A 21,311-nucleotide genomic window follows, 5' to 3' on the forward strand; every position below is an offset into this window, starting at 1 on the left:
CCCTCTTGCCGTTCAGGTCTTTCAGGTTCCTTATCTTCGAATCCATCGGGACCGCGATGACCCATCTCACCGGTCTGAACCCTTCCTTGGCGTACCGCAATTCAGCGACTTCCATCACGTCCGCATTCTGTTCAAGGACCCAGTCCTGCCCGGTAAGCCCGCAGTCAAGGTGTCCGTCTTCAACATACCGTGCCATCTCCTGGGCTCTGATGAGCATCGACTCTATCTCTCCGTCGTCGAAGACGGGATAGTAGGAACGGGTCGAGACGCTTATGTGGTACCCGGCCTTCTTAAAGAGCCGTAGTGTTGATTCTTGGAGGCTTCCCTTCGGGAGCCCGAGCTTCAGGGTCTTCTTCTTGCCGTTCATGCCTTCATTACCTCCTCGGGCAGACCGATCCTCCCCAGCACCGCGGATGCCGCGGCTACGGCGGGATTGGAAAGATATACCTCGCTTTCCGGATGCCCCATCCTTCCGACAAAATTCCTGTTCGTTGTCCCGAGCGCCCTCTCCCCCTTCGCGAGTATCCCCATGTGCCCTCCGAGGCAAGGTCCGCACGTAGGGGTCGAAAAGACGGCCTCTGCCTCCACGAAAATATCCGCCAGTCCCTCTTTCATCGCATCCCGATAGATCTGCTGTGTTGCCGGAATGACGATTAAGCGGACATTCGGATTTACCTTATTCCCCCTGATCACCGCAGCGGCCTCTCTCAGGTCTTCAAGCCTGCCGTTCGTGCATGAGCCGATGACTACCTGATCTATCGTTATCCGCGAAAGCTCGGCTGCGGGTTTCGTGTTCGAAGGAAGATGCGGGCAGGCCACGGTGAGCGGTATCTTGGAGCAATCGTATTCTCTCGTTTCGACGTACCGGGCATCAGGCCCTGATGTATACATCGTGTAAGGCCTCCGTGCCCTTCCCTTCGCATAGGCCTCTGTCTCTGAGTCGGGCACAATGACGCCGCTCTTGCCCCCTGCCTCTATCGCCATATTACAGATCGTCAACCTTCCGGACATCGAAAGATTCCTTATCGCCTCGCCTTCGAATTCCATCGCCCTGTAGAGTGCACCGTCAACGCCGATGTCGCCTATCGTATGGAGTATCAGGTCCTTTCCGCCGACCCACTTATTGAGCTTGCCCCGGTAGATGAATTTCATCGACTCAGGGACCTTGAACCAGCATTCCCCCGTCGCCATGGCCGCTGCGACATCCGTCGAGCCGACCCCTGTGGCAAAGGCGCCGAGTGCACCGTACGTGCAGGTGTGGCTGTCTGCGCCGATGATGAGATCGCCGGGAACCACGAGGCCCTGTTCGGGCAGGAGTGCATGCTCGACGCCCATCCTCCCCACCTCGAAATAGAGGCCGAGACGGTATTCTCTCGAAAACCCCCGCAGCAACTTGCACTGTTCCGCAGCCTTGATGTCCTTCTGGGGAGCGAAATGGTCGGGGATGAAGGCGATACGGTTTCTGTCAAAGACGTCCGCCGCACCTATCTTCTTAAACTCCTGTATCGCTATGGGGGCCGTAATGTCGTTAGCGAGGATGAGGTCGACCTTCGCGTTGATCAATTCGCCCGGAACGACTTCCTTCTTTCCGGTATGGGCAGCCAATATCTTCTCTGTGATCGTCATGTATCCTCCCGAGGACTCAACAGTAAGAGTTGTATTATATCCCTATGATGCCCACATTGACAAGGGTTTCAGGCGTGCTGCCGTCTTTCTCTTTGTCCATGAAAGAGAGAACAGGCGAAAAAAAGGTTATGCCCTTGAACAACCATGATCTGCATCAGGAACTTTTACTTTCTGTGAGGCTAATCTATATAATAAAAGAATACCCAATGAAGGACGGAACCGTGCAGAACGCTTTACTCGCGGACATATCCCGTAGTCGTGTTTTATAAGGTCTTGCTAAGAGCAGCCATCCTGCTCTCTGCCGTCATCTCTTGCGTGTCTTCGGAGGTCTTCGCAGAGACTCATCTGCCCGGGAATCACAATCCTCTAAAGGTATCTGACGGGGTTGCGGGTCGCCAAGGTGCTGTTGCGTGGTCGAAGGACGGCAAACGAATCGCGTTTATCAGGGATGGCCTGTTTCTCTACGATGTAGCCGGCAGGGAACAAAAACGGATAAAGATCAACGAGCCATATTACCTCTCCTGGGGGTCAGGTGACAGCCTCTTCGTTCTTTTTCGAAAGGAGGGGAGGAAGGCCCTCTGCCGGGTAGCTGCAGACAGTCTCGACAGTAAAGAGATAACTCTCGAGGGCGAGCCCGAGGCGGTCTTTCCCGTCTTCGACGACAGGAAGCTCCTCATCCTGTCTTCAGGGCTGAAGGCCACATCCATCGGCATGGAAGCATCTTACCGTCTGATGCTCCTCGATATCGAAAAGGGTACGGTAAGAACGTTATACGAAAGCTCGAGGATTCTCCCCACAAGAAATGCTGATATCGATTACGTAAGCGGATGGGTATATCCCGGAACGAATCCCTTCGATACGACGATCCTGACGATGGAGTTCGTCAAACCCCCGGCCTTTCCCCCTTATCTCAGGATAGGCACCACTGACTATGTCACGGGGAAGGCGAAAGAGATCGGCAGGGTCAGGCACAAGAAATTCTCTGTCCCGTCCAGCTGGTCGCCGGACGGCATGCGGCTTGCACTGCCCGATGAAGAGGAACACTTAAAAATTATTGACATGGCTGGCGGAGGAAAGGAAATAGACAATGAAGTTTTCGGTACGTTCCCCGCGTGGAACCCGAAGGGGAGCCAGATATTCTTTGGCGGGTATCTCTTGAGCGCCGACGGAAAGAAGAAGGAGGAACTCATTTCACAAGGACGGGAAAGCGTTGCGCTCTGGTCTCCCGACGGCACTAAAATGGCCCTTCTCTTTAGCGATGAACTCTGGCTCCTCGATAATTTCAGGCCCTCTCTCATCCCGCCAGACAGGACCTTTCCCGAGGACCTCTTCAAGACGGTCCTGCTCCTGAAGGAGCTTCTGCGTGAGGGTCTTCTCACCGAGACTGAATACGAGCATCGACACGGAGCGCTTCTCAAGGAACCCGGGGGGCCGCAGTGAACCGCGTTTTTCTCTCTATCTTCTTCCTTGCGGTGATGGGTGCGAGTTTCGGTTTGGCCTTTGCAGAAGAGTCCTGTCTTTCCTGTCACGAAGAAAAGACCCCGGGCATTGTGCGTTACTGGAAGGAGAGCATCCATTTCAAGAAGGAGGTGGGGTGCACCGACTGTCACGGCAATGACGCGGAAGCGAACCACAGGCGGGAGGTGATCGTGGATGCCGCGCGATGCGGCGCCTGCCACAAGAGGGCCTTCAGCGAACATAGCCTGAGCAAGCATGGGATCGGAGCGAAATCTGGACGTGGCTGTACACGGAATATCGGAAAGTCTTCCGTTACCGACGAGAGCTGCATCTTCTGCCATACGACAGGTTCGACAAAGCCTTTGGCGACCGCGCAGTGCGGGATGTTTCTCTCGCAGAGCCCGGAAATGCAGAGGCAGGGCTGCGATTCCTGTCATCGGGTAGAGTCGCGATGCGATACCTGCCATACGAAGCACGGAACAGACCTGACCCTGGCAAGGAAGCCAGAGACCTGCGGGACCTGCCATATGGGGCCCGACCATGCGCAGCTCGAGATGTGGGAATCGTCTTCTCACGGAGTCATTTACCGGCAGGGTGGAGAAAGGTCCGCCCCATCCTGCGCCACCTGCCACATGAACGGCGGGTCCCACAATGTGAGCAGGGGGATAACGGTCGGTCTGTCTGAAGAGGCTGCTGAGATAAAGAAGAGGGAACGGGATTTTATGCTCTCCGTCTGTTCCGGATGTCATACCGCAACCCTGGCACGGAGGAGTCTCGATGACGCCGACAAGGTTGAGCTGCAGAGCTGGGCACTTGTCGAAGAAGCCCGGAACATTGTAACGGAACTTAACAATGAGGGCCTTCTCGTGCCTTCGCCCTCTGAAAGGCCGCCACACCCGTTGTTCGGCAAGGACTTTGTCATCGGGCACCAGATGCTCTATGAGAATCTGTCCCTTGTCGAGAGCCTTTACTTTAAGATGAAACAGTTCTCCTATATGAGCGCGTATAAGGGCGCCTTTCACCAGAACCCTGACTATGCCCACTGGTACGGAAATGCGCCGCTCAAGTTGGCCCTCTCGGAGATAAAGAGCGAGGCATCTCTCTTGCGGCAGATGAATACCCTGAAAAAAAGGATCGAAAACCTCACCGGCGAGGCGGAGCCCCGGGAAGGAGAGGCCAGGGAAATAGAGAGGAGCCTCAGGGAACTCAGAGAGAAGAGACTAAGAGGAGAGATCTCGGAGAAGGAATATAGAGAGCTGAAGGAAAGCGTTTTAAAGGAAAAGGGACTTTGACTGCCTTGAAGGGGAAGCTCCGGCACATATGAAGGAAGGGAGAGAAGAGAGACAGGAAAAGCTCCCTATCGATGCCAAGCTCCTTTCTGAGGCTGTCATGGAGCTCAACATATCGAGGCGGAGTGTCAGTATCTATCCCCGCGAGCATCCGCTGACGAGAGGGGCTATCGAACGGGCATTTCAGCTCCTCCAGAGGCTTTTTGAGATCCGCGGCAGCATTACCCTCGGCATTGTAAAGGACACCCTCGTGATCGACGAGTATATCCTCGAAAGGAAGAACCCTGTCTTCAGGGAATTCGCCCATAACCTGAGCAGCCGGGGTATCGTAGCGATCACCTTTACTTCTGGAGTCAGTATGGAGGAACTCCTCTTACTCCATGAACTGATAACCATGCAGGATTCCCTTCCCGCGCAGGATATGATCGAGCTTGCGGGGCAGAGGGGTCTCACCCATATAAGCCTCTCTCCCCTCGACATGTCGAGGCTGCGCTTTGTCGAAGATCGCATGAGAGAAGGCGGCTCTGAAACTGATCTCTATGAAGACTATGTGTACGCCCTTCTCGAGGGCAAACTCGCCGACGGAGACGCCGAAGAGGTTGTCCTCAATGTCCCTCCCGGGAATATCGCCACTTTTCTTAATAATCGTCTGGATGAAGAAACATCGGGCGAGACATACGAAAGGGTGATCACGACATACCTCAAGGGGAAGGGTGAGCAGAAGTCCCGGGGCGAACTCTTCGCAAGGTTCGTCTCGCTCATTGAAGACCTCACTCCTGAACTGAAACAGCAGTTCCTGAGAAGAGCGGTCAGCACCGGTGTCATGGATTCAGGCGAAATCGACAGGTTGCTCGAGAAGCTTACGCTGGACGATCTCGAGCGAATGATGAACTTTTTCAAGGGGCATCCGACTCTCATACCGGAGAGTCTCAGAAATCTTATCGACAAACTTGGGGCCGCAAAAAAGGAAGGCGGATTCTTCGATACAGTGAGTTCTCAGAGAACGGTCGTCGATGATATCGAGATCGACGGAACCTTTAAGAGATTCTTCGCGGAAGACCAGTTTCAGAACTTCGTATCCGATGAATATCGGACGGAACTGGAACGGATGCTCGAGCACAGCGGCGGAAGGCGATCCGCCGCGGATGATGAACTGACCAGGGTATGCAGTGACGAGGTGATAGAAAAGGAGGTTGCCGAGGTGATGCTCGAACTCCTCGATGCCGACACCTTAAGCAGGGAGGTCTGCCTGATCATCCTCACGAAGCTTTCCGGATTGGTGGACGATTTCCTCGAGACAGGAAGGTTTCAGGAGATTTGTGATATCCACAACAGCCTCTATTCCCATGCCATCACCGGAAGGTTCAAGGAAGAGACATCGGGGATGGTCGACTACTTCTTCCGGTCAGAGAATTTCATAGCAAAGCTCATGGATGCCTTCAAGACCTGGGGCAGGCATAACCGGGAAGGGGTCTTCAGGCTTTCGAACGTCTTGAAACACTATGTCATGAGCCCTCTCTTTGATGCGCTTTCGGAGGAGACCGAGGCCGCGGTGAGGAAATTCCTCCTCGAAATTCTCGTCAGGCTCAGGGTCGGCGTAGTTCCCGAGGCGGCGAGGAGGCTCGGGGATGATCGCTGGTATGTGGTGCGGAACATGCTCTACCTCATACGGGAATGCGAGGGTTCAAAATATGTTTCGTTCGTGAGGCCCTTCGCGAAGCACGGGGACAGGCGGGTCTGCATGGAGGCGCTGAAGTCTCTGCTCGCCTTCAATTCCCCTGATGCCGTCGCCTATCTCAAGTTTTACCTGCGAAGTAATAATCAGGGATTAAGGGATCAGGCGATAGCGCTTGCAGGCTCCTACAGGACGAAAGAGGTCATTCCCTATCTCATAGACCTCCTTGAAAGAAAAGATCTCCTCGGCAGGGAGATGTATAACAAGATACCGGTAATCAGGGCGCTCGGCCAGATCGGGAGCCCAGCCGCCTTGGAGCCGCTCAGGAAACTGTACTGTTCAAAGACCCTCATTTACCGGGGCCTGATTGAAGAGATCAGGGAGGAGATCTTCAGGAGCCTCTCCAGCTACCCCCCTCATGCGCTGAAGGGACTTCTCGAACTCGGCCTTCGTTCGAAGAACAGGGAGATCAGAACAATAAGCGAAAGACTCCTCAGGGGTCACGGGAAGGAAGATGGAAAAAACAACTGAGCTGATATCCCACGTCATGACTGCCCTTTCCAACTCTGCCCTCTATTCGGGAGAACATCCTGTTGTCGATGAGTTTACGGGAAAGGCGATGAGTCTTCTCGATACCCTCTATCGCGATGACTCCCTGAGCATCACCCTGCTCGGCAATAGACTCGTCATGAACGACGCTCCCCTAAACGAGAAGAGCACGCACCTCGAAAACTTCATCAAGAGGCTCCGGAGAAAGGGGCTCGAAAGGATCATCATCAGAAAAGGGGTGGACCAGGGCGAGTTGAAGACCTTCATATCCCGCATGGCCTCCGAGGGGGATGTGACGTCAACCCCTCATCTATCAGTCGGGATAGTAGAGGTGAAGTTCAGGGACGAACGGGGAGATACGAGGGGTCTCATTGAGAACAATATCGCGAAGGTGAAAGAAACCTACCAGGGAATTTCAAAATTCAAGAGCCTCGAGATGGTCGGCCTGGAGGAGGCGGTGGCCGGATTCATCACCGCCCTGAGGGAAGAGACGGACTTGCTTCGTATCATGAGTCCGGTAAAATCCTACAGCGAGTATACCTATGTGCATGCCTCTAATGTCTCGGTGCTGACACTCTTTCAGGCTGACGCCCTCGGCGTAAAGGGGGAGAGCCTCTATGACATAGGACTTGCCGGTCTTCTCCATGACGCCGGGAAGATGCTGGTTCCGAAGGAGATACTCGACAAGCAGGGAAAACTGAGCGAGGCCGAATGGGACGAGATGAAGAAGCACCCTGTCCATGGAGCGATGTATCTCTCCACCCTTCCGGATGTCCCGAAGCTGGCGGTCATAGCCGCCTTCGAACATCATATGAAGTTTAACGGAAGCGGCTATCCCGATACGAAGGGGCGCGGGAAGAAACAGCACATCCTGAGCCAGATGGTCGCGATATCAGACTTCTTCGACGCCCTGAGAACCGTAAGACCTTACCGGAAGCCGCTTGAAGTGTCCGTCATTGTAGGCCTTCTCAAGGAGGGAACCGGGAGAGATTTTAACCCGTTCCTCATCGAGAATTTCCTCGTTGCTCTCAAGCGGATAAAGGTCATTTAACGCCATCCCGCCCTGCCGTACCGAAAGAATTCCGTGCGCCACTTGCAAGTGCATCCTTTTTGTGATAAGTAGTAGGTAACGAAGAAAGGAGGATGCCATGGTACGGCAAAGATTTACCCGGCGGGATTTCTTACGGTCTGCGGGGGCCCTGACCGCATTGGCGGCTGTAGGAGAGATTCCTGCCGCGCTCTTTGCGGAAGAAAGGCTTGTGAAGTTCCCGGAGAAGACCGGCCTCATACTCCTCACGGCCAGGCCGCCCCAGCTCGAAACACCGCTTTCGTATTTCAGGGAACCCATCACGCCGAACGATGCGCTCTTTGTCCGATGGCACATCGCCAATGTTCCGACGTCCGTGAATCTGGACGAATGGAGGCTCAAGGTGGGAGGCAATACGGAAAAGGAACTCAGCCTCTCGATGGACGACCTGAAGAGGTTCGAGAGAGTAATGTATACGGCTGTCCTCCAGTGCTCCGGGAACAGCAGGAGTTTCTTTGATCCGAGGGTGGCCGGCGGACAGTGGAAGAACGGCGCGATGGGGAATGTCACCGTGACCGGGGCCCGCCTGAAAGATATTCTCAATGCGGCAGGGATCAAGGCTGGTTCAGTCGACGCCTCTTTTAACGGGCTTGATACTCCGCCCCTTCCGTCAGTCCCGGATTTCGTGAAGAGCCTCCCCCTCGATAAGGCGCTCGAGGACGACATCATCGTCGCCTATGAGATGAACGGGGCGTATATGCCGCTCTTGAACGGTTTTCCGGCGAGACTCATCGTGCCGGGATGGTATGCAACATACTGGGTAAAGGCCCTGACCGATATAACGGTCTTACCGAAGGCATTTGAGGGCTTCTGGATGAAGAGTGCATACCGGATCCCCGATAACCCCTGCGGGTGCGTCCCTCCCGGTTCAACGCCGAAAAAGACGATCCCGATCAACAGGATGACCACAAGATCATTTATCATCGATCCTGCTGAAGACGCGCGGATACCTCTGAAAAAAAGGGTCGAGATAACAGGGGTAGCATTCTCCGGCGGCTACGGCATACGCGACGTAATCGTCTCGGTAGACGGCGGGAGGACATGGAAAGAGGCGGAACTCGGCAAAGATATGGGCAGATATGCGTGGATCCAGTGGAAGCATCCCTGGAGGCCTGATAAGCCGGGTAAGTATTCCCTCATGGCTCGGGCGACGAACAGTATGGGCGAGTCTCAGCCCTTTGAGGGTATCTGGAATCCGGCCGGGTATCTGTTGAATACGATAGAGAAGACAGACGTTGTGGTCAGATAGGAGGAGCGATGAAGGGAATTCTTTTCTTGACGGGTGCGTTGTTTCTGTTCTCGGGGCTTGTCTCTGCGGCATCCCAGGGGACGACACATACGATCGACCTTCCGTCGGTCAGCACCGAGTTGAAGGCGGGTGAGGGAAAGGACAAGACAGCATCGTTCTGCTCCATCTGCCACAGCCTCGATTACATCACGATGCAGCCGAAGTTCCCGAGGGCTCAATGGACCGCGACGGTGAACAAGATGATAAAGGTCATGGGCGCGCCGATTCCCGAGGATGACGCCAGGACGATAATTCAGTATCTGACCGTGCAATACGGCAGGGAAAATTAGCAATAAGGAGGGCACAAAGGTGAAGAAGGTCATAACGACACTTGTGGTCGCGGCAGTCTCTATCTTCGTCACGGCGGTTTTCGCGAAAGAGGAGGCAAAGGCCAAGGCAGGGGAGGAACTATTCAAGAAACACTGCGTTGCCTGTCATCCTGACGGGGGCAACATCATCAATCCCCAGAAAACGCTTCACAAAAAGGACCTCGATGCGAACAATATCAAAAGACCGGCAGATATCATCAACAAGATGAGAAACCCCGGTCCTGGCATGACGAAATTTGACGAAGCAACGATCTCCGATAAGGAGGCGAGGGAGATCGCTGCGTATGTCATGAAGGCGTTCAAGTAATCCGATCCGGATCTGACCTGAGGCTACTTCTGCGAATATCCGGATATCTGCGCCGGCAATCTTGTGCACTGAAAGGAGTAACGTGGTGACTTTCATAACGATGCGGTCGCGTCGTCTTCTGAAGAAGAGCATCCTCTTCCTTCTCGTCCTCTCTTTTGTTCGTGTGGCGTCGGCGGCAGCGGGAGACGGGGACCTCCTGAAGAGGTCAAACCAGGTATTCGGTCCCCTTCCCGGGACTATGCAGTCAGAAGCAAATCCGATAACCCCGGAGAAGGTGAAGCTCGGGAAGATACTCTTTTACGAGTCGCGGATATCGGCAGACGGAACGGTGAGCTGCGCCAGGTGCCATCCGATTGGTCTCTACGCGGCCGATGGGTTACGAAAATCGATCGGGAACAACTGCAGACCGAACCCGCGGAATGATCCGACGATATTGAATGCGGCTGATCAGATTTCCGCGCACTGGATAGGAAACAGGAAGAGTGTCGAAGATCAGGCGAAGCAGTCCGTTATCGGACCCCCTTCCTTCGGAATGCCTTCCTATGACGCGGTGGAGGAAATACTGAGAGGATTTCCGACTTACCGGACACTGTTCAAAGAGGCCTTCCCGGGAGACGCAGAGCCCGTCACGATCGAGAACTTTGCGAAGGCGATTGGGGCTTTCGAGAGGACCCTCGTGACGCCATCTCCTTTCGACGCCTTCTTAAAGGGCGACGCTGGTTCGCTGTCAGAGCTGCAGAAGAAGGGGTTGGAGACCTTCATGGATGCCGGATGCGCGGCATGCCATTCAGGTACATACCTCGGCGGTCAGATGTATCAAAAATTCGGGATTTTTGAGCCTTACGCGAAGTATACGAGGAGCGATCCGGTGGATGAAGGCAGGTTTACGGTGACAAAGAACGAGGCCGACAGGTTCGTCTTTAAGGTCCCGGTGCTGAGGAATGTCGAAAAGACGCCCCCTTATTTCCATGACGGCTCAGTCGAGACGCTCAAAGAAGCCGTCAGGATCATGGGCAAGGTGCAGCTGGGGACGGACCTCACCGGTGAGCAGATCGAAGCCATCCGCGCCTTCTTGATCTCTCTGACCGGGAATATCCCGGAGGACGCCCTGATCGTTCCCCTCCTGCCCTCGAGGGAATAAGCCGGCATCTGCCCTCGTGAACATTGCGTCGAAAGTTCAATAACATAAGAAGGAGGAGAGAAGATATGAAAAGGACGGTCACTCTTTTTCTGTTTTCCCTTGTGTGCTGTTTCGTCGCAGCTTCAGGGTTCTCGAAGGAGGACGAGAAGGGGAAATCGGGTGAGGTGCTCTTCAAAGAGAATTGTTCCCCCTGCCATCCTGACGGGGGCAATATCATCAACCCGAAAAAGACCCTGCACAAGAAGGATCGTGAGGCGAACAAGGTCCTCACGGCTGAGGATATCGTGAAGCTTATGAGGAATCCCGGACCGGGAATGCTGAAGTTTGATGAGATGACAGTCTCGGAGAAGGACGCAAAGGCTATTGCAGAGTATATTATAAAGACATTTTAATAATCTCACTGCGGGGAGACAGAGAATATCTCCTCAGATTTACGGCAGTACCGAGGTGATCAATGGTAAAGATCAAAAGGATCTACGACCCCGCCTCCCCCGATGACGGAAAGAGGATTCTCGTCGACCGACTCTGGCCGAGGGGAATCAAGAAGGAAGAGGCGGGTATTGACGAATGGATGAAGGAGATCGCTCCGAGCGGCGAACTGAGGAAGTGGTTTGGACACGATCCGTCAAAATGGGAGGAGTTCAGGAAAAAGTACAGGGGCGAACTGAAGGGGAAGACGGAATTCGTTGAAAAGCTCGCTGCCATGGCAAAGAAGGGGAAGATCACCCTCCTGTTTTCGGCAAAGGATAGGGAACATAACAATGCGGTCGTGATAAAGGAAGCGATCGATCATCAGCACAAATGAGCCGAAGCAGTTCTGGCTACGGGTTCAGGTGTGGGATGTAGATACGGTTCGTCGAATGTTCAATCAAGAAAGAGGAGGACTTATGACATCAAAGATTCTCTTGCCGCTGGACGGTTCTGAGACATCGCAAAAGGCAGCAGAGTATGCAGTCTCGCTCGCAGAGCAGACAAAGTCGTCCGTAACCCTGCTCGCTGTGATCGACAAAGGGTTTTTTGTCAGTCAATCCGTGCCCGGCCGGGCGACCCCGACTCACCTCGTCGAGCCGATCGAAGATTACCTGAGGCAGGCTGCGGCGGCGTTCCTTGAAGAGGCCGAAGCGTTGTGCAAGAAGAAGAATGTCCGCTCTCATACGGTCATACGATCAGGGCATCCCGTGGAAGAGATCATGAAAGAGGCGGTCGCGGCAGAGGCCGATCTCATCGTCATGGGCTCCCACGGCAGAAGCGCTTTGAAGACCGCGGTCATCGGCAGCGTCACCCTCGGCGTCATCCACGGAGATGCAAAGACCCCCGTCCTTGTCGTGAAGAAATGAGTCCGGAGAGACTGAACTTCAACGCATTCGGGGGAGACTGACACACAATTAGGCAAAAGGGAAGGGCCCCGATGTTTTACGGAAGGTTTCCACGAAAGATGAACGATGCCGGGATCAGTCTGAGACCGCTGAGGCTCCGCGATTGCCCATTCTTGCAGCGGAACTTGAGAGACGCTGACATACTGTCGGCGGACGGGTTGGAACTGCCTGCTACTCGCTCGTGGGTTTCCCTCTGGTGGTGGCTGAAAAAAACGTACGCCCTTTCCTTCGTCATTCGATTAGATTCCCGGCGTATCGGATTTATCGGCATTTGCAACCTCATGCTCGGCGAATCTGCGGAGATGAGTCTCGTGATATGCGGAAGAACGGAGAGACACCGGGGGTACGGGAGTCGCGCCTTTTCCCTCATTGAAGAGAATCTTAATCGTCATCACCTGACCGAAAAGATTCTCGTGAGAGTCAGGCGGGACAACCACGAAGCGCTCTCCTTCTGGCGGAAATGTGGCTTTCAAGGACTTCCGGGCTCCGGGAATACTCTCGTAATGGGCAGAGATATGGGACATCACCGCAGTCTCTTCAGCGCCTGCAGGACGGTTCACGGGTGAGAAAGTTCTATCAGGATGCATCCGGGGCGGTACGATGAAAGCTATGGTATTAACGGAACTCTCCGATCTTAGGGAAAACCGGTCACCTCTTAGACCCACTGAACTCCCCGTCCCGGAACCGAAAGATAACGAGATCCTCATAAAGATTTCGGCGTGCGGGGTCTGTCATACCGAACTTGACGAAATAGAGGGGAGAACCCCGCCGTCGAGACTCCCTATCATTCCGGGCCATCAGGTCATCGGCAGAATCGAGGGGAGGGGGGCCAAGGCAAGACGATTCAGGGCCGGAGAGCGGGTCGGAATCGCCTGGATACATTACGCCTGCGGGAGATGTCACTTCTGCCTCGGAGGGTACGAGAACCTCTGTGATGCATTCAAGGCTACCGGCAGGGACGTTGACGGGGGTTATGGAGAATATACTACGGTGCACGAAAATTTTGCATACAGGATTCCCGAGGTATTCTCGGATTCTGAGGCGGCTCCGCTGCTCTGTGCCGGCGCGGTAGGATACCGCTCCCTGAAATTGTGCGGGCTGAAGGATGGAGAAACCCTGGGGCTCACCGGTTTCGGCGCCTCGGCCCATCTTGTCATCATGACCGCCCGATATCTCTATCCGAACTCACGGGTCTTTGTCTTCTCGAGGACCGACAGGGAAAGGGATTTTGCGAGAGAACTCGGCGCCTTCTGGGCAGGGGCCATCGGGGATGCCCCCACCGAAAAACTGCGGGCCGCGATCGATACGACTCCCGCCTGGAAGCCGGTTCTCGAAACCTTACAGAATCTGGAGAAGGGAGGGAGGCTTGTCATCAACGCGATCAGAAAAGAGGAGGGGGATAAAGATGCCCTGCTCGGACTCGATTATCCCCGTCACATCTGGATGGAGAAGGAGATAAAGAGCGTCGCCAATGTCGGGAGGAACGATGTCGAAGAATTCCTGAGGATAGCGGGAGAGATGCCGATCAGACCGCAGATCGAGGAGTTCGGACTCGAAGAGGCAAACGAGGCATTGGGAGAGCTGAAGGAACGAAGGATTCGCGGGGCAAAGGTCTTGCGGATCGGATAGCCCGCCTCGCGATTTCGGCGTTCGCGGGTAAACGTTATATCGCCGAGCTTTCGGGAAGGGTGAAGATGTCTCTTCAGCCCTATTGACAACGGCGCACTGAAAGAAATAAACTCCGTCCTATTGCAAACACCGGAAAAGTTGCTATAATCCGAACATGCGGACCTTCGTCAGCGAATCTCGGGAGGGACACGCGGAGAGCAGACTGAATCGAAAACCTGAAACCAGAAAAAGGAGGGAGATATGAAAGGAAACAAGAGACTCATCGAGACGCTGAACTCGCTGCTTGCGGACGAGTTGACCGCTATCAGCCAGTACATGGTGCATTCGGAGATGTGCGACAACTGGGGTTATGCGAAGCTTCACAAGCATTTCGAGAAACGCGCCATAGATGAGATGAAGCACGCCGAGACGTTAATCGGCAGAATACTCTTCTTAGAAGGAATTCCGATCGTGAGTAACCTGAGGAAGATGCATATCGGTCCTGATATCCCCAAACAGCTTGACAGCGATCATGCATTGGAAGAAGAGGCGATCAAGGCGTACAATACCGCCATTGTCCTCGCAGGGGAAGTGAAGGACTTCGCCACGCGAGATCTCCTTGAAGGCATTCTGAATCAGGAGGATCAGCACATCGACGCGATAGAGGAGCTCAGGGACCAGATCGGACACATGACGCTGCCGGTATTCCTCTCTACGCAGACGGAATAAGCTGCCCCGCGGTCCGGTTCGCATGGGGATGCTCTTTCGATGAAGAACGAGCGCAGAAATAAGAGGGTTCCGATAGTCGGAAGTGCCACGCTCTACCTTCGGGATAAGGATTCTATTCGGCCGATGAAAGCCATGACGGTCGATATTTCGGTGTCGGGGATCGGCGTGTATTCCGATGGCCCGATAGAAAAAGAGACATCATTGTCGGTCGACATCACTTTCATAACCTCCGACGGTTCTTTGGGAACCGCTTCTGTGGACGGCACGGTCGTCTTTTTCAGGAAGATAGGTAATTTCTATTTCGTCGGAATCGAATTCGGAGAAAAACTAGATCCGAGAGGGCAATCTTTCCTCTTTGCCGAAATTCAGAAGCTCTTGGAGTAGGCTGACATTCCTGTGAGGCGGCAGAGACCGCAGGAGCGATATGTCTCTATCTCTTCCGTGCCGCTAATTTGTTCAGCGCATTGATATAGGCCTTTGCCGAAGCGACGATGATATCCGTATCTGCGCCGTTGCCCCTCACCCTCCTGCCGTCTTCCTCGAGGGATACCGTAACCTCACCGAGGGCGTCGGTTCCGCCGGTGATACCCTTCACCTCGAACTTCAGGAGGTTGCTCTTTGTCCCCGTGCTCGCGACTATCGCCCGGTAAACCGCGTCCACCGGACCGTCACCGTGTTCCACCCTCTCGACAACCTGTTCTCCCACCTTGAGCTTCAGAGTAGCGGTGGGTCTGACCAGCATGCCGCCCGTGATCGAGAGATCCACGAGGCTGAATGTCTCGGGTGTCTTTGATATTTCTTCAGACACGAGGGCGCCGATGTCCTCATCATAGATGTCCTTTTTCTGGTCCGCCAGGTGCTTGAACTTTTTGAAGGCGGTCTCTATCTCCTCGGGGCTGAGTTCGTACCCGAGTTCGGAAAGCCTCGTCTTGAAGGCGTGTCTGCCTGAATGCTTTCCGAGCACGAGTTCGGTATCGTGGAGCCCGATATCCTCGGGCCGGATGATCTCATAGGTCATCTTCTCCTTGAGAAGCCCGTCCTGGTGGATGCCCGACTCATGGGCAAAGGCGTTCGCTCCGACGATCGCCTTATTCGGCTGCACCGGTATCCCCGTTATCCGCGTAACGAGTCTTGATGTGCGGATAATCTCCTTCGTGTTGACATTTGTTCCGGCCTCATAGAACTCCTTGCGGGTCCTGAGGTTCATCACCACCTCTTCCATAGAACAGTTGCCGGCCCGTTCTCCGATACCGTTGATCGTGCATTCCACCTGCCCCGCCCCATTCAGGACGGCCGCGAGGGAATTGGCGACAGCGAGTCCGAGGTCATTATGACAGTGCACCGAGATCACCGCGCGGTCGCCGATCCTCGCCTTGATGGCCCTGATCAGTTCTCCGAACTCCGAGGGCGTCGTATATCCGACGGTGTCGGGAATATTCACTGTTGATGCGCCCGCCTCTATCACCGCCTCGACGACTTCGAGGAGATAGGAGGCCTCGGTTCTCGTTGCGTCCATGGGAGAAAACTCGACGTCCTCAACGAGGCTACGCGCGAGTTTCACCATCTCTGCAGACCGCTTCAGGGCCTCCTCACGGCTCACCCTGAACTGATACTTGAGATGTATGTCTGAAGTGGAGTGAAAGGTGTGGATGCGCTTTCTCGGTGCATCCTTCACGGCCTCCCAGGCCCTCCGTATGTCTTCCTCCTTGGCCCTCGCCAGCCCGGCTATTGTCGCGCCCTTTATCTCCGCAGCTATTCTCTGGACCGCGTCGAAGTCACCGGATGATGCGATCGGAAAGCCCGCCTCAATGATATCCACACCCAGTTTCACGAGCTGACGCGCAACCTGTATCTTTTCTTCCACGTTCATGGAAGCCCCGGGCGACTGCTCCCCATCGCGGAGGGTCGTGTCGAATATCTTAATGGTTCTCATGGCTGTTCGTTTCCGGTATCTGCTCTGTTTTTTCTTTCAGCCTTCTCCTCCTGATGAGGAGGATGCTATTTTCAATTATACCCCAAGTCAGGTATCCCATTGCAAAGATAAAGATCGCTGTTGAAGGGTGTATGAGCAGCACGAAGAGGATCATGACGAAGACGATGAGAAACCAGAACGGCTTCTTCTCCCTGAAGTCGACCTCCTTCAGACCGTGGTACCGCAAGGTGCTGACCATGAGGAGTGCGAGCACAATGGTGATGACGGGGAAGAAGACATTCTTTTCGGGGATCCCCTGCCGAAATTCATAATAGAATATTACGATCGATGAGAGGATCGATGCGGCGGCAGGTATCGGCATGCCCTTGAACGCCTTCGATCCGGGGACGCCCGTCTGGATATTGAACCGCGCGAGCCGCAGGGCGCCGCATCCGACAAACAGGAAGGCCGCCGCCCATCCGAGCCTGCCGAAGGGCAGAAGCGTCCACTTGTACATCATCACGGACGGCGCAACACCGAATGCAACGAGGTCCGAGAGGGAATCCAACTCGATCCCGAACCGTGTCGAGGTATTCGTCAGCCGTGCAATCCAGCCGTCGAGGCCGTCGAAGATATTTGCCAGGATAATCGCCCAGGCCGCATAGAGAAAGTCGCCGTTTATCGCGGATATGATCGCGAAAAAGCCGCAGAACATGCCGCAGAGGGTGAGGGTGTTCGGGAGAAGATATATCCCCTTTTTGGGCCGTTCGCCGGTCTTCCGGTATTCAGTCGCCATGATGCTCCCTTACCGTAATTATAGGGGAAAAAAGACATTTTCGCATTATGATATTTCCCCGAGCACGGTCTCCCCGGCCTTTACCCGCTCCCCCAGTCGGACCTTTATGACGGTATTCCCGGGGAGGTAAATGTCGAGGCGCGAACTGAATTTGATGATTCCATAACGTTCCCCCCCCTTCAGCGAATCACCCGTCTTCACCCTGCAGACGGCCCTCCTCGCGAGGAAGCCGGCAACCTGACGGACCAGCACCTTACCGTACTTCGTGTCAAGGAGCATCGCGATATTTTCGTTCCGCAACGACGCCTCATGCTTGAAGGCGGAGAGGAACCTGCCCGGTGTATGGACAACCGATTCAACAACGCCGTCACAGGGCGCCCTGTTGACATGGACATCAAGGGGCGACATGAAGATGCTCACTCCGATGTATCCGGTTTCATCCCCCTTTTGCACAGGGATGACGGCGGGGATTTTCTCTCCGCGAAGGTCCTCTATGAGGATTACCTTGCCGTCGGCAGGAGCGAGGAAGGCGTTGTCACTTCGCGGTATGACTCGCTCAGGGTCCCTGAAGAAATAGGCCATGAAGAGGGTGAGCATAAATGGGAGGATTGCCGTCCAGGAGAAAAAGACGGCAGTACCTATCGTGATCACAAGAAACACGGTTATGAACGGGTACCCTTCAGGGGCGAGCTTGATCATCGGCACTGATTACGCCTTTGACTTATCGACCAGCTTGCCCTTCTTGAGCCACGGCATCATCGCCCGCAGCTTCGCCCCGACTTCCTCTATCGGATGGAGCTCGCCTTTCCGGGTCAGGGCATTGAACACCGGCTTGTTCGCCTTGCACTCGACCATCCATTCCCGCGCGAAGATGCCGTCCTGTATCTCCGTAAGGATCTTCCTCATCTCCTTCTTCGTCTTATCGGTTATGACGCGGGGGCCCCTCGTGAGGTCTCCATATTGAGCGGTATTGCTGATCGAATATCTCATGTTCGAAATGCCGCCTTCATAGATCAAATCGACGATGAGTTTCACCTCATGGAGACACTCGAAGTAGGCCATTTCCGGCGCATAACCAGCCTCCACGAGGGTCTCGAATCCCGCCTGAATGAGGGAGGTGAGCCCGCCGCAGAGCACCACCTGTTCTCCGAAGAGGTCTGTCTCTGTCTCCTCCCTGAAGGTCGTCTCGATGATCCCGGCCCTTCCTCCTCCTATTGCTGACGCATAGGCGAGGGCAATTTCTTTCGTATTGCGGGACGGGTCCTGGTGTATCGCGATAAGGCACGGCACACCGCTCCCCTTAGCATACTCCGACCTCACGAGGTGTCCCGGTCCCTTCGGCGCGGCCATGAAGACATTCGTTTCTGCCGGCGGCACGATCTGGCCGAAGTGGATATTGAACCCGTGGGCAAAGGCGAGGTATGCTCCCTTCTTCATGTTCGGCCCTATCTCACACCTGTAGACGTCTCCCTGGAATTCGTCGGGAAGGAGGATCATGATGATGTCCGCAACCTTCGCCGCCTCTGAGGGTGTCATCACGGTGAATCCCGCAGCTGCGGCCTTGTCCCAGCTGGCGCCCTGCCTGAGCCCGATCATGACGTCCATCCCGCTCTCCTTGAGATTATTTGCGTGGGCGTGCCCCTGGCTCCCGTATCCCATGATGCAGACCTTCTTTCCCTTGAGAATACCGAGCTGCGCGTCCTTGTCATAGTAAACGTTAATCATTGCTTCCTCCTTTTGTTGTTTATTATCATACCGTAGATAGCGGGGGAGATACGCCTTTCTCAGACGCTCTACTCTACCCCTTCTTTGAGAAGCTTATATTCTATGCTGTCAACGAGGGCCTGCCATGACGCCTCGATAATATTTTCCGAGACACCGACAGTTCCCCACTTCTGTTCATCGTCTCCGGACTCGACGAGGACGCGGACCCTCGCGGCAGTACCCTTGCCGGTAGTGAGAACCCGCACCTTGTAATCGTAGAGCTTGACCTTCTTCAGTTCGGGATAGAATTTTTCGAGCGCCTTTCTCAGTGCATGGTCAAGGGCGTTCACCGGGCCGTTGCCCGTGGCGGCAGTGTGCTCGATATTCTTTCCGACCTTCACCATGATCGTGGCCTCGCTCATCGGCGCTTCCTTTTCCTTCCTCTTCTCGTCGATAACCCTGAACCCGACCAGGTCAAAGAACCTCCTGTGGAGGCCGAGCGATTTCTTGAGGAGGAGTTCAAAAGACGCTTCCGCCCCTTCGAACTGAAAACCCTGGTGCTCCAGGTCCTTTAACCTCTCGAGCGTCTTATGCACTTCCGGAGAATCCGACTCCAGATGGATGTTGAACTCTTCGGCCTTCCTGATGATGTTCGACCTCCCCGCGAGGTCCGATATGAGGACCCTCTGCGAATTCCCGACGAGCTCCGGTCTCACATGTTCGTACGTCTCGGGCCGCTTCCGTATCGCGCTCACATGGATCCCCCCTTTATGGGCGAATGCACTGTCACCGACAAAGGGTTGCCTCGTGAAGTGTCTCATGTTTGCTATCTCATTCACGAAACGCGATACGTCACGCAGCTTCCTGAGCCTATCATCGGCGATACACCGAAACTTCGACTTTATCTGAAGGTTCGGAATAATCGAACAGAGGTTGGCGTTTCCGCACCGTTCGCCTATGCCGTTCACCGTCCCCTGCACCTGTACCGCTCCGTTTTCGACGGCGATAATGGAATTTGCGACTGCGCACTCGGAATCGTTATGGACATGGATGCCGAGAGGGGCCTTTACCCTCTTTCCCACCGCAAGGATAATCTTCTTGATATCGTTCGGGAGCGTGCCGCCGTTTGTATCACAGAGCACGAGGCAGTCGGCCCCGGCGGCTTCGGCAGCCTGGAGGCACTTGACCGCGAATTCGGGGTTGTCATGGTACCCGTCAAAGAAATGTTCTGCATCAAAAAAGACCTTTTCGACGCTGCCCTTGAGAAAGAGGATCGAGTTGTGAATGATCTCAAGGTTTTCCTCAAGGGGGATCTTGAATAGCTCTTTTACATGGAAGTCCCAGGTCTTGCCGACAATCGTGACTACCCGCGCCCTCGCTTCGAGGAGAGACTTAATGTTGTAGTCGTCCTCAACGCGGTGCCTCGGCCTGTAGGTGCTCCCGAAGGCCGCCACCACAGAATTCGACAGCGAGAGCTTCCTCACCTTCTTGAAGTACTCCGCGTCCTTCGGGTTCGAACCGGGCCAGCCGCCTTCGATGTAATGAACACCGAGTTCATCGAGCTTCTCCGTTATACGGAGCTTGTCCTCTACCGAGAAGGATATCTCTTCCGCCTGGGAGCCGTCCCGCAGGGTCGTGTCGTATATCTCGATCTTGCGCATGGCGATATGCTATTTTCCCGCGAGTCCGAAAGCGTCATGCAGGACTCTGACCGCCAGTTCGGTATACTTCGTCTCTATGATGCAGGAAACCTTGACCTCCGAGGTGCTTATCATCACGATGTTCACGCCCTGCTTTGCGAGGGTCTCGAACATCTTGGCCGCAACACCGGAATGGGTCCTCATGCCGACACCGACGATCGACACCTTTGCGATGTCTTCCCTCAGGGTGACCCGCTCTGCACCGAGTTCCTTCACGATCTCCTCGGTGAACTTCAAGGTCTTCTTGCTGTCCGTCTTCGGAACGGTGAAGGAGATGTCCGCCGCCTTCCCGTCGCTGCTCACATTCTGGACGATCATGTCGACGACGATGCCGGCATCAGCGATCCCCTTGAAGAGCTTGGCGGCGATACCCGGTTTGTCAGGAACCCCGATAACGGTTATCTTGGCCTGGTCCTTGTCGTACGCGACCCCTGATACCACAACCTCTTCCATATCCTCATCCTCCTTGGTCACCAGCGTGCCGGGGTTATCGTTGAAGCTCGACCTCACGACTACAGGCACCCCGTATTTCATCGCAAATTCGACAGACCTCGTCTGGAGAACCTTCGCACCGAGACTTGCGAGTTCGAGCATCTCCTCATAGGAGATCTTATCCAGCTTCCTCGCTTCAGGGACGATATTGGGGTCTGTGGTATACACCCCGTCCACGTCGGTGTAAATCTCGCAGACGTCTGCATTCAGCGCCTGGGCAATGGCCACTGCAGAGAGGTCAGAGC

23 protein-coding genes are annotated in these 21,311 nt (G+C 54.8%); 15 read left to right on the forward strand and 8 right to left on the reverse strand.

Annotated features, from left to right (window positions below):
• The coding region (gene hisG / locus VEI96_05060; protein ID HXX57350.1) for an ATP phosphoribosyltransferase at positions 1-367 on the reverse strand (367 nt) is incomplete at its 3' end.
• Positions 364-1,626, reverse strand: coding sequence for a 3-isopropylmalate dehydratase large subunit (leuC, locus tag VEI96_05065; GenBank protein ID HXX57351.1), 1,263 nt, complete (start codon positions 1,624-1,626; stop codon positions 364-366). The genes hisG and leuC, both read right to left, overlap by 4 nt.
• A gap of 273 nt (positions 1,627-1,899) precedes the next feature.
• Between leuC and VEI96_05070 the strand changes: the two genes are divergently transcribed.
• The 15 genes from VEI96_05070 to VEI96_05140 all read left to right on the forward strand — a co-directional run bounded on the left by VEI96_05070 (position 1,900) and on the right by VEI96_05140 (position 14,846).
• Positions 1,900-3,066 carry a hypothetical protein gene (locus tag VEI96_05070; protein ID HXX57352.1) on the forward strand — a complete coding sequence of 389 codons (1,167 nt, stop codon included), beginning with the start codon at positions 1,900-1,902 and terminating at the stop codon, positions 3,064-3,066.
• Complete coding sequence (locus VEI96_05075) at positions 3,063-4,376, forward strand: multiheme c-type cytochrome (GenBank protein HXX57353.1); 1,314 nt, start codon at positions 3,063-3,065, stop codon at positions 4,374-4,376. Before VEI96_05070 ends, VEI96_05075 begins: the two co-directional genes overlap by 4 nt.
• Before the next feature lie 28 nt (positions 4,377-4,404).
• Positions 4,405-6,579, forward strand: coding sequence for a HEAT repeat domain-containing protein (locus VEI96_05080; GenBank protein HXX57354.1), 2,175 nt, complete (start codon positions 4,405-4,407; stop codon positions 6,577-6,579).
• Complete coding sequence (locus VEI96_05085) at positions 6,563-7,648, forward strand: HD domain-containing phosphohydrolase (protein HXX57355.1); 1,086 nt, start codon at positions 6,563-6,565, stop codon at positions 7,646-7,648. The genes VEI96_05080 and VEI96_05085 overlap by 17 nt, the downstream gene beginning before the upstream one ends.
• Before the next feature lie 97 nt (positions 7,649-7,745).
• Complete coding sequence (locus VEI96_05090; GenBank protein ID HXX57356.1) at positions 7,746-8,933, forward strand: molybdopterin-dependent oxidoreductase; 1,188 nt, start codon at positions 7,746-7,748, stop codon at positions 8,931-8,933.
• 8 nt (positions 8,934-8,941) lie between these two features.
• On the forward strand, positions 8,942-9,262 hold the full coding sequence (locus VEI96_05095) for a hypothetical protein (protein HXX57357.1): 321 nt from the start codon (positions 8,942-8,944) through the stop codon (positions 9,260-9,262).
• Between the two features lie 19 nt (positions 9,263-9,281).
• A complete protein-coding gene (locus VEI96_05100) occupies positions 9,282-9,608 on the forward strand; it encodes a c-type cytochrome (GenBank protein ID HXX57358.1) in 327 nt (108 codons plus the stop codon).
• A gap of 82 nt (positions 9,609-9,690) precedes the next feature.
• Positions 9,691-10,749 (forward strand): cytochrome c peroxidase, encoded by a 1,059-nt coding sequence (locus VEI96_05105; protein HXX57359.1) that lies wholly within the window; start codon positions 9,691-9,693, stop codon positions 10,747-10,749.
• A 65-nt stretch (positions 10,750-10,814) separates the two neighbouring features.
• A complete protein-coding gene (locus VEI96_05110; GenBank protein HXX57360.1) occupies positions 10,815-11,141 on the forward strand; it encodes a c-type cytochrome in 327 nt (108 codons plus the stop codon).
• Between the two features lie 62 nt (positions 11,142-11,203).
• A complete protein-coding gene (locus VEI96_05115; GenBank protein HXX57361.1) occupies positions 11,204-11,554 on the forward strand; it encodes a DUF488 domain-containing protein in 351 nt (116 codons plus the stop codon).
• An 82-nt stretch (positions 11,555-11,636) separates the two neighbouring features.
• Entirely contained in the window at positions 11,637-12,086 is a 450-nt protein-coding gene (locus VEI96_05120; protein ID HXX57362.1) for a universal stress protein, read from the forward strand.
• A 71-nt stretch (positions 12,087-12,157) separates the two neighbouring features.
• A complete protein-coding gene (locus VEI96_05125) occupies positions 12,158-12,691 on the forward strand; it encodes a GNAT family N-acetyltransferase (protein HXX57363.1) in 534 nt (177 codons plus the stop codon).
• Positions 12,692-12,725: 34 nt separating this feature from the next.
• Positions 12,726-13,754 (forward strand): zinc-dependent alcohol dehydrogenase family protein, encoded by a 1,029-nt coding sequence (locus VEI96_05130; GenBank protein ID HXX57364.1) that lies wholly within the window; start codon positions 12,726-12,728, stop codon positions 13,752-13,754.
• Between the two features lie 240 nt (positions 13,755-13,994).
• Positions 13,995-14,462 (forward strand): bacterioferritin, encoded by a 468-nt coding sequence (gene bfr, locus VEI96_05135; GenBank protein ID HXX57365.1) that lies wholly within the window; start codon positions 13,995-13,997, stop codon positions 14,460-14,462.
• Between the two features lie 39 nt (positions 14,463-14,501).
• Entirely contained in the window at positions 14,502-14,846 is a 345-nt protein-coding gene (locus tag VEI96_05140) for a PilZ domain-containing protein (protein ID HXX57366.1), read from the forward strand.
• A 46-nt stretch (positions 14,847-14,892) separates the two neighbouring features.
• Here VEI96_05140 and VEI96_05145 read toward each other — a convergent pair whose 3' ends face one another.
• The 6 genes from VEI96_05145 to VEI96_05170 all read right to left on the reverse strand — a co-directional run.
• Complete coding sequence (locus tag VEI96_05145) at positions 14,893-16,395, reverse strand: 2-isopropylmalate synthase (GenBank protein ID HXX57367.1); 1,503 nt, start codon at positions 16,393-16,395, stop codon at positions 14,893-14,895.
• Positions 16,382-17,170, reverse strand: a complete 789-nt coding sequence (gene pssA, locus VEI96_05150; protein HXX57368.1) for a CDP-diacylglycerol--serine O-phosphatidyltransferase — start codon at positions 17,168-17,170, stop codon at positions 16,382-16,384. Before pssA ends, VEI96_05145 begins: the two co-directional genes overlap by 14 nt.
• 45 nt (positions 17,171-17,215) lie before the next feature.
• Positions 17,216-17,869, reverse strand: coding sequence for a phosphatidylserine decarboxylase family protein (locus VEI96_05155; GenBank protein ID HXX57369.1), 654 nt, complete (start codon positions 17,867-17,869; stop codon positions 17,216-17,218).
• Positions 17,870-17,878: 9 nt separating this feature from the next.
• The gene (gene ilvC / locus VEI96_05160; protein HXX57370.1) at positions 17,879-18,958 is read right to left on the reverse strand and encodes a ketol-acid reductoisomerase; all 1,080 of its coding nucleotides are present in this window, start codon (positions 18,956-18,958) and stop codon (positions 17,879-17,881) included.
• A gap of 5 nt (positions 18,959-18,963) precedes the next feature.
• Entirely contained in the window at positions 18,964-20,535 is a 1,572-nt protein-coding gene (gene cimA, locus VEI96_05165; GenBank protein ID HXX57371.1) for a citramalate synthase, read from the reverse strand.
• 9 nt (positions 20,536-20,544) lie between these two features.
• On the reverse strand, positions 20,545-21,311 hold a 767-nt coding region (locus VEI96_05170; GenBank protein HXX57372.1), incomplete at its 5' end, for an aspartate kinase.

Source organism: Thermodesulfovibrionales bacterium (assembly GCA_035622735.1).
Classification (GTDB): Bacteria; Nitrospirota; Thermodesulfovibrionia; order Thermodesulfovibrionales; family UBA9159; genus DASPUT01.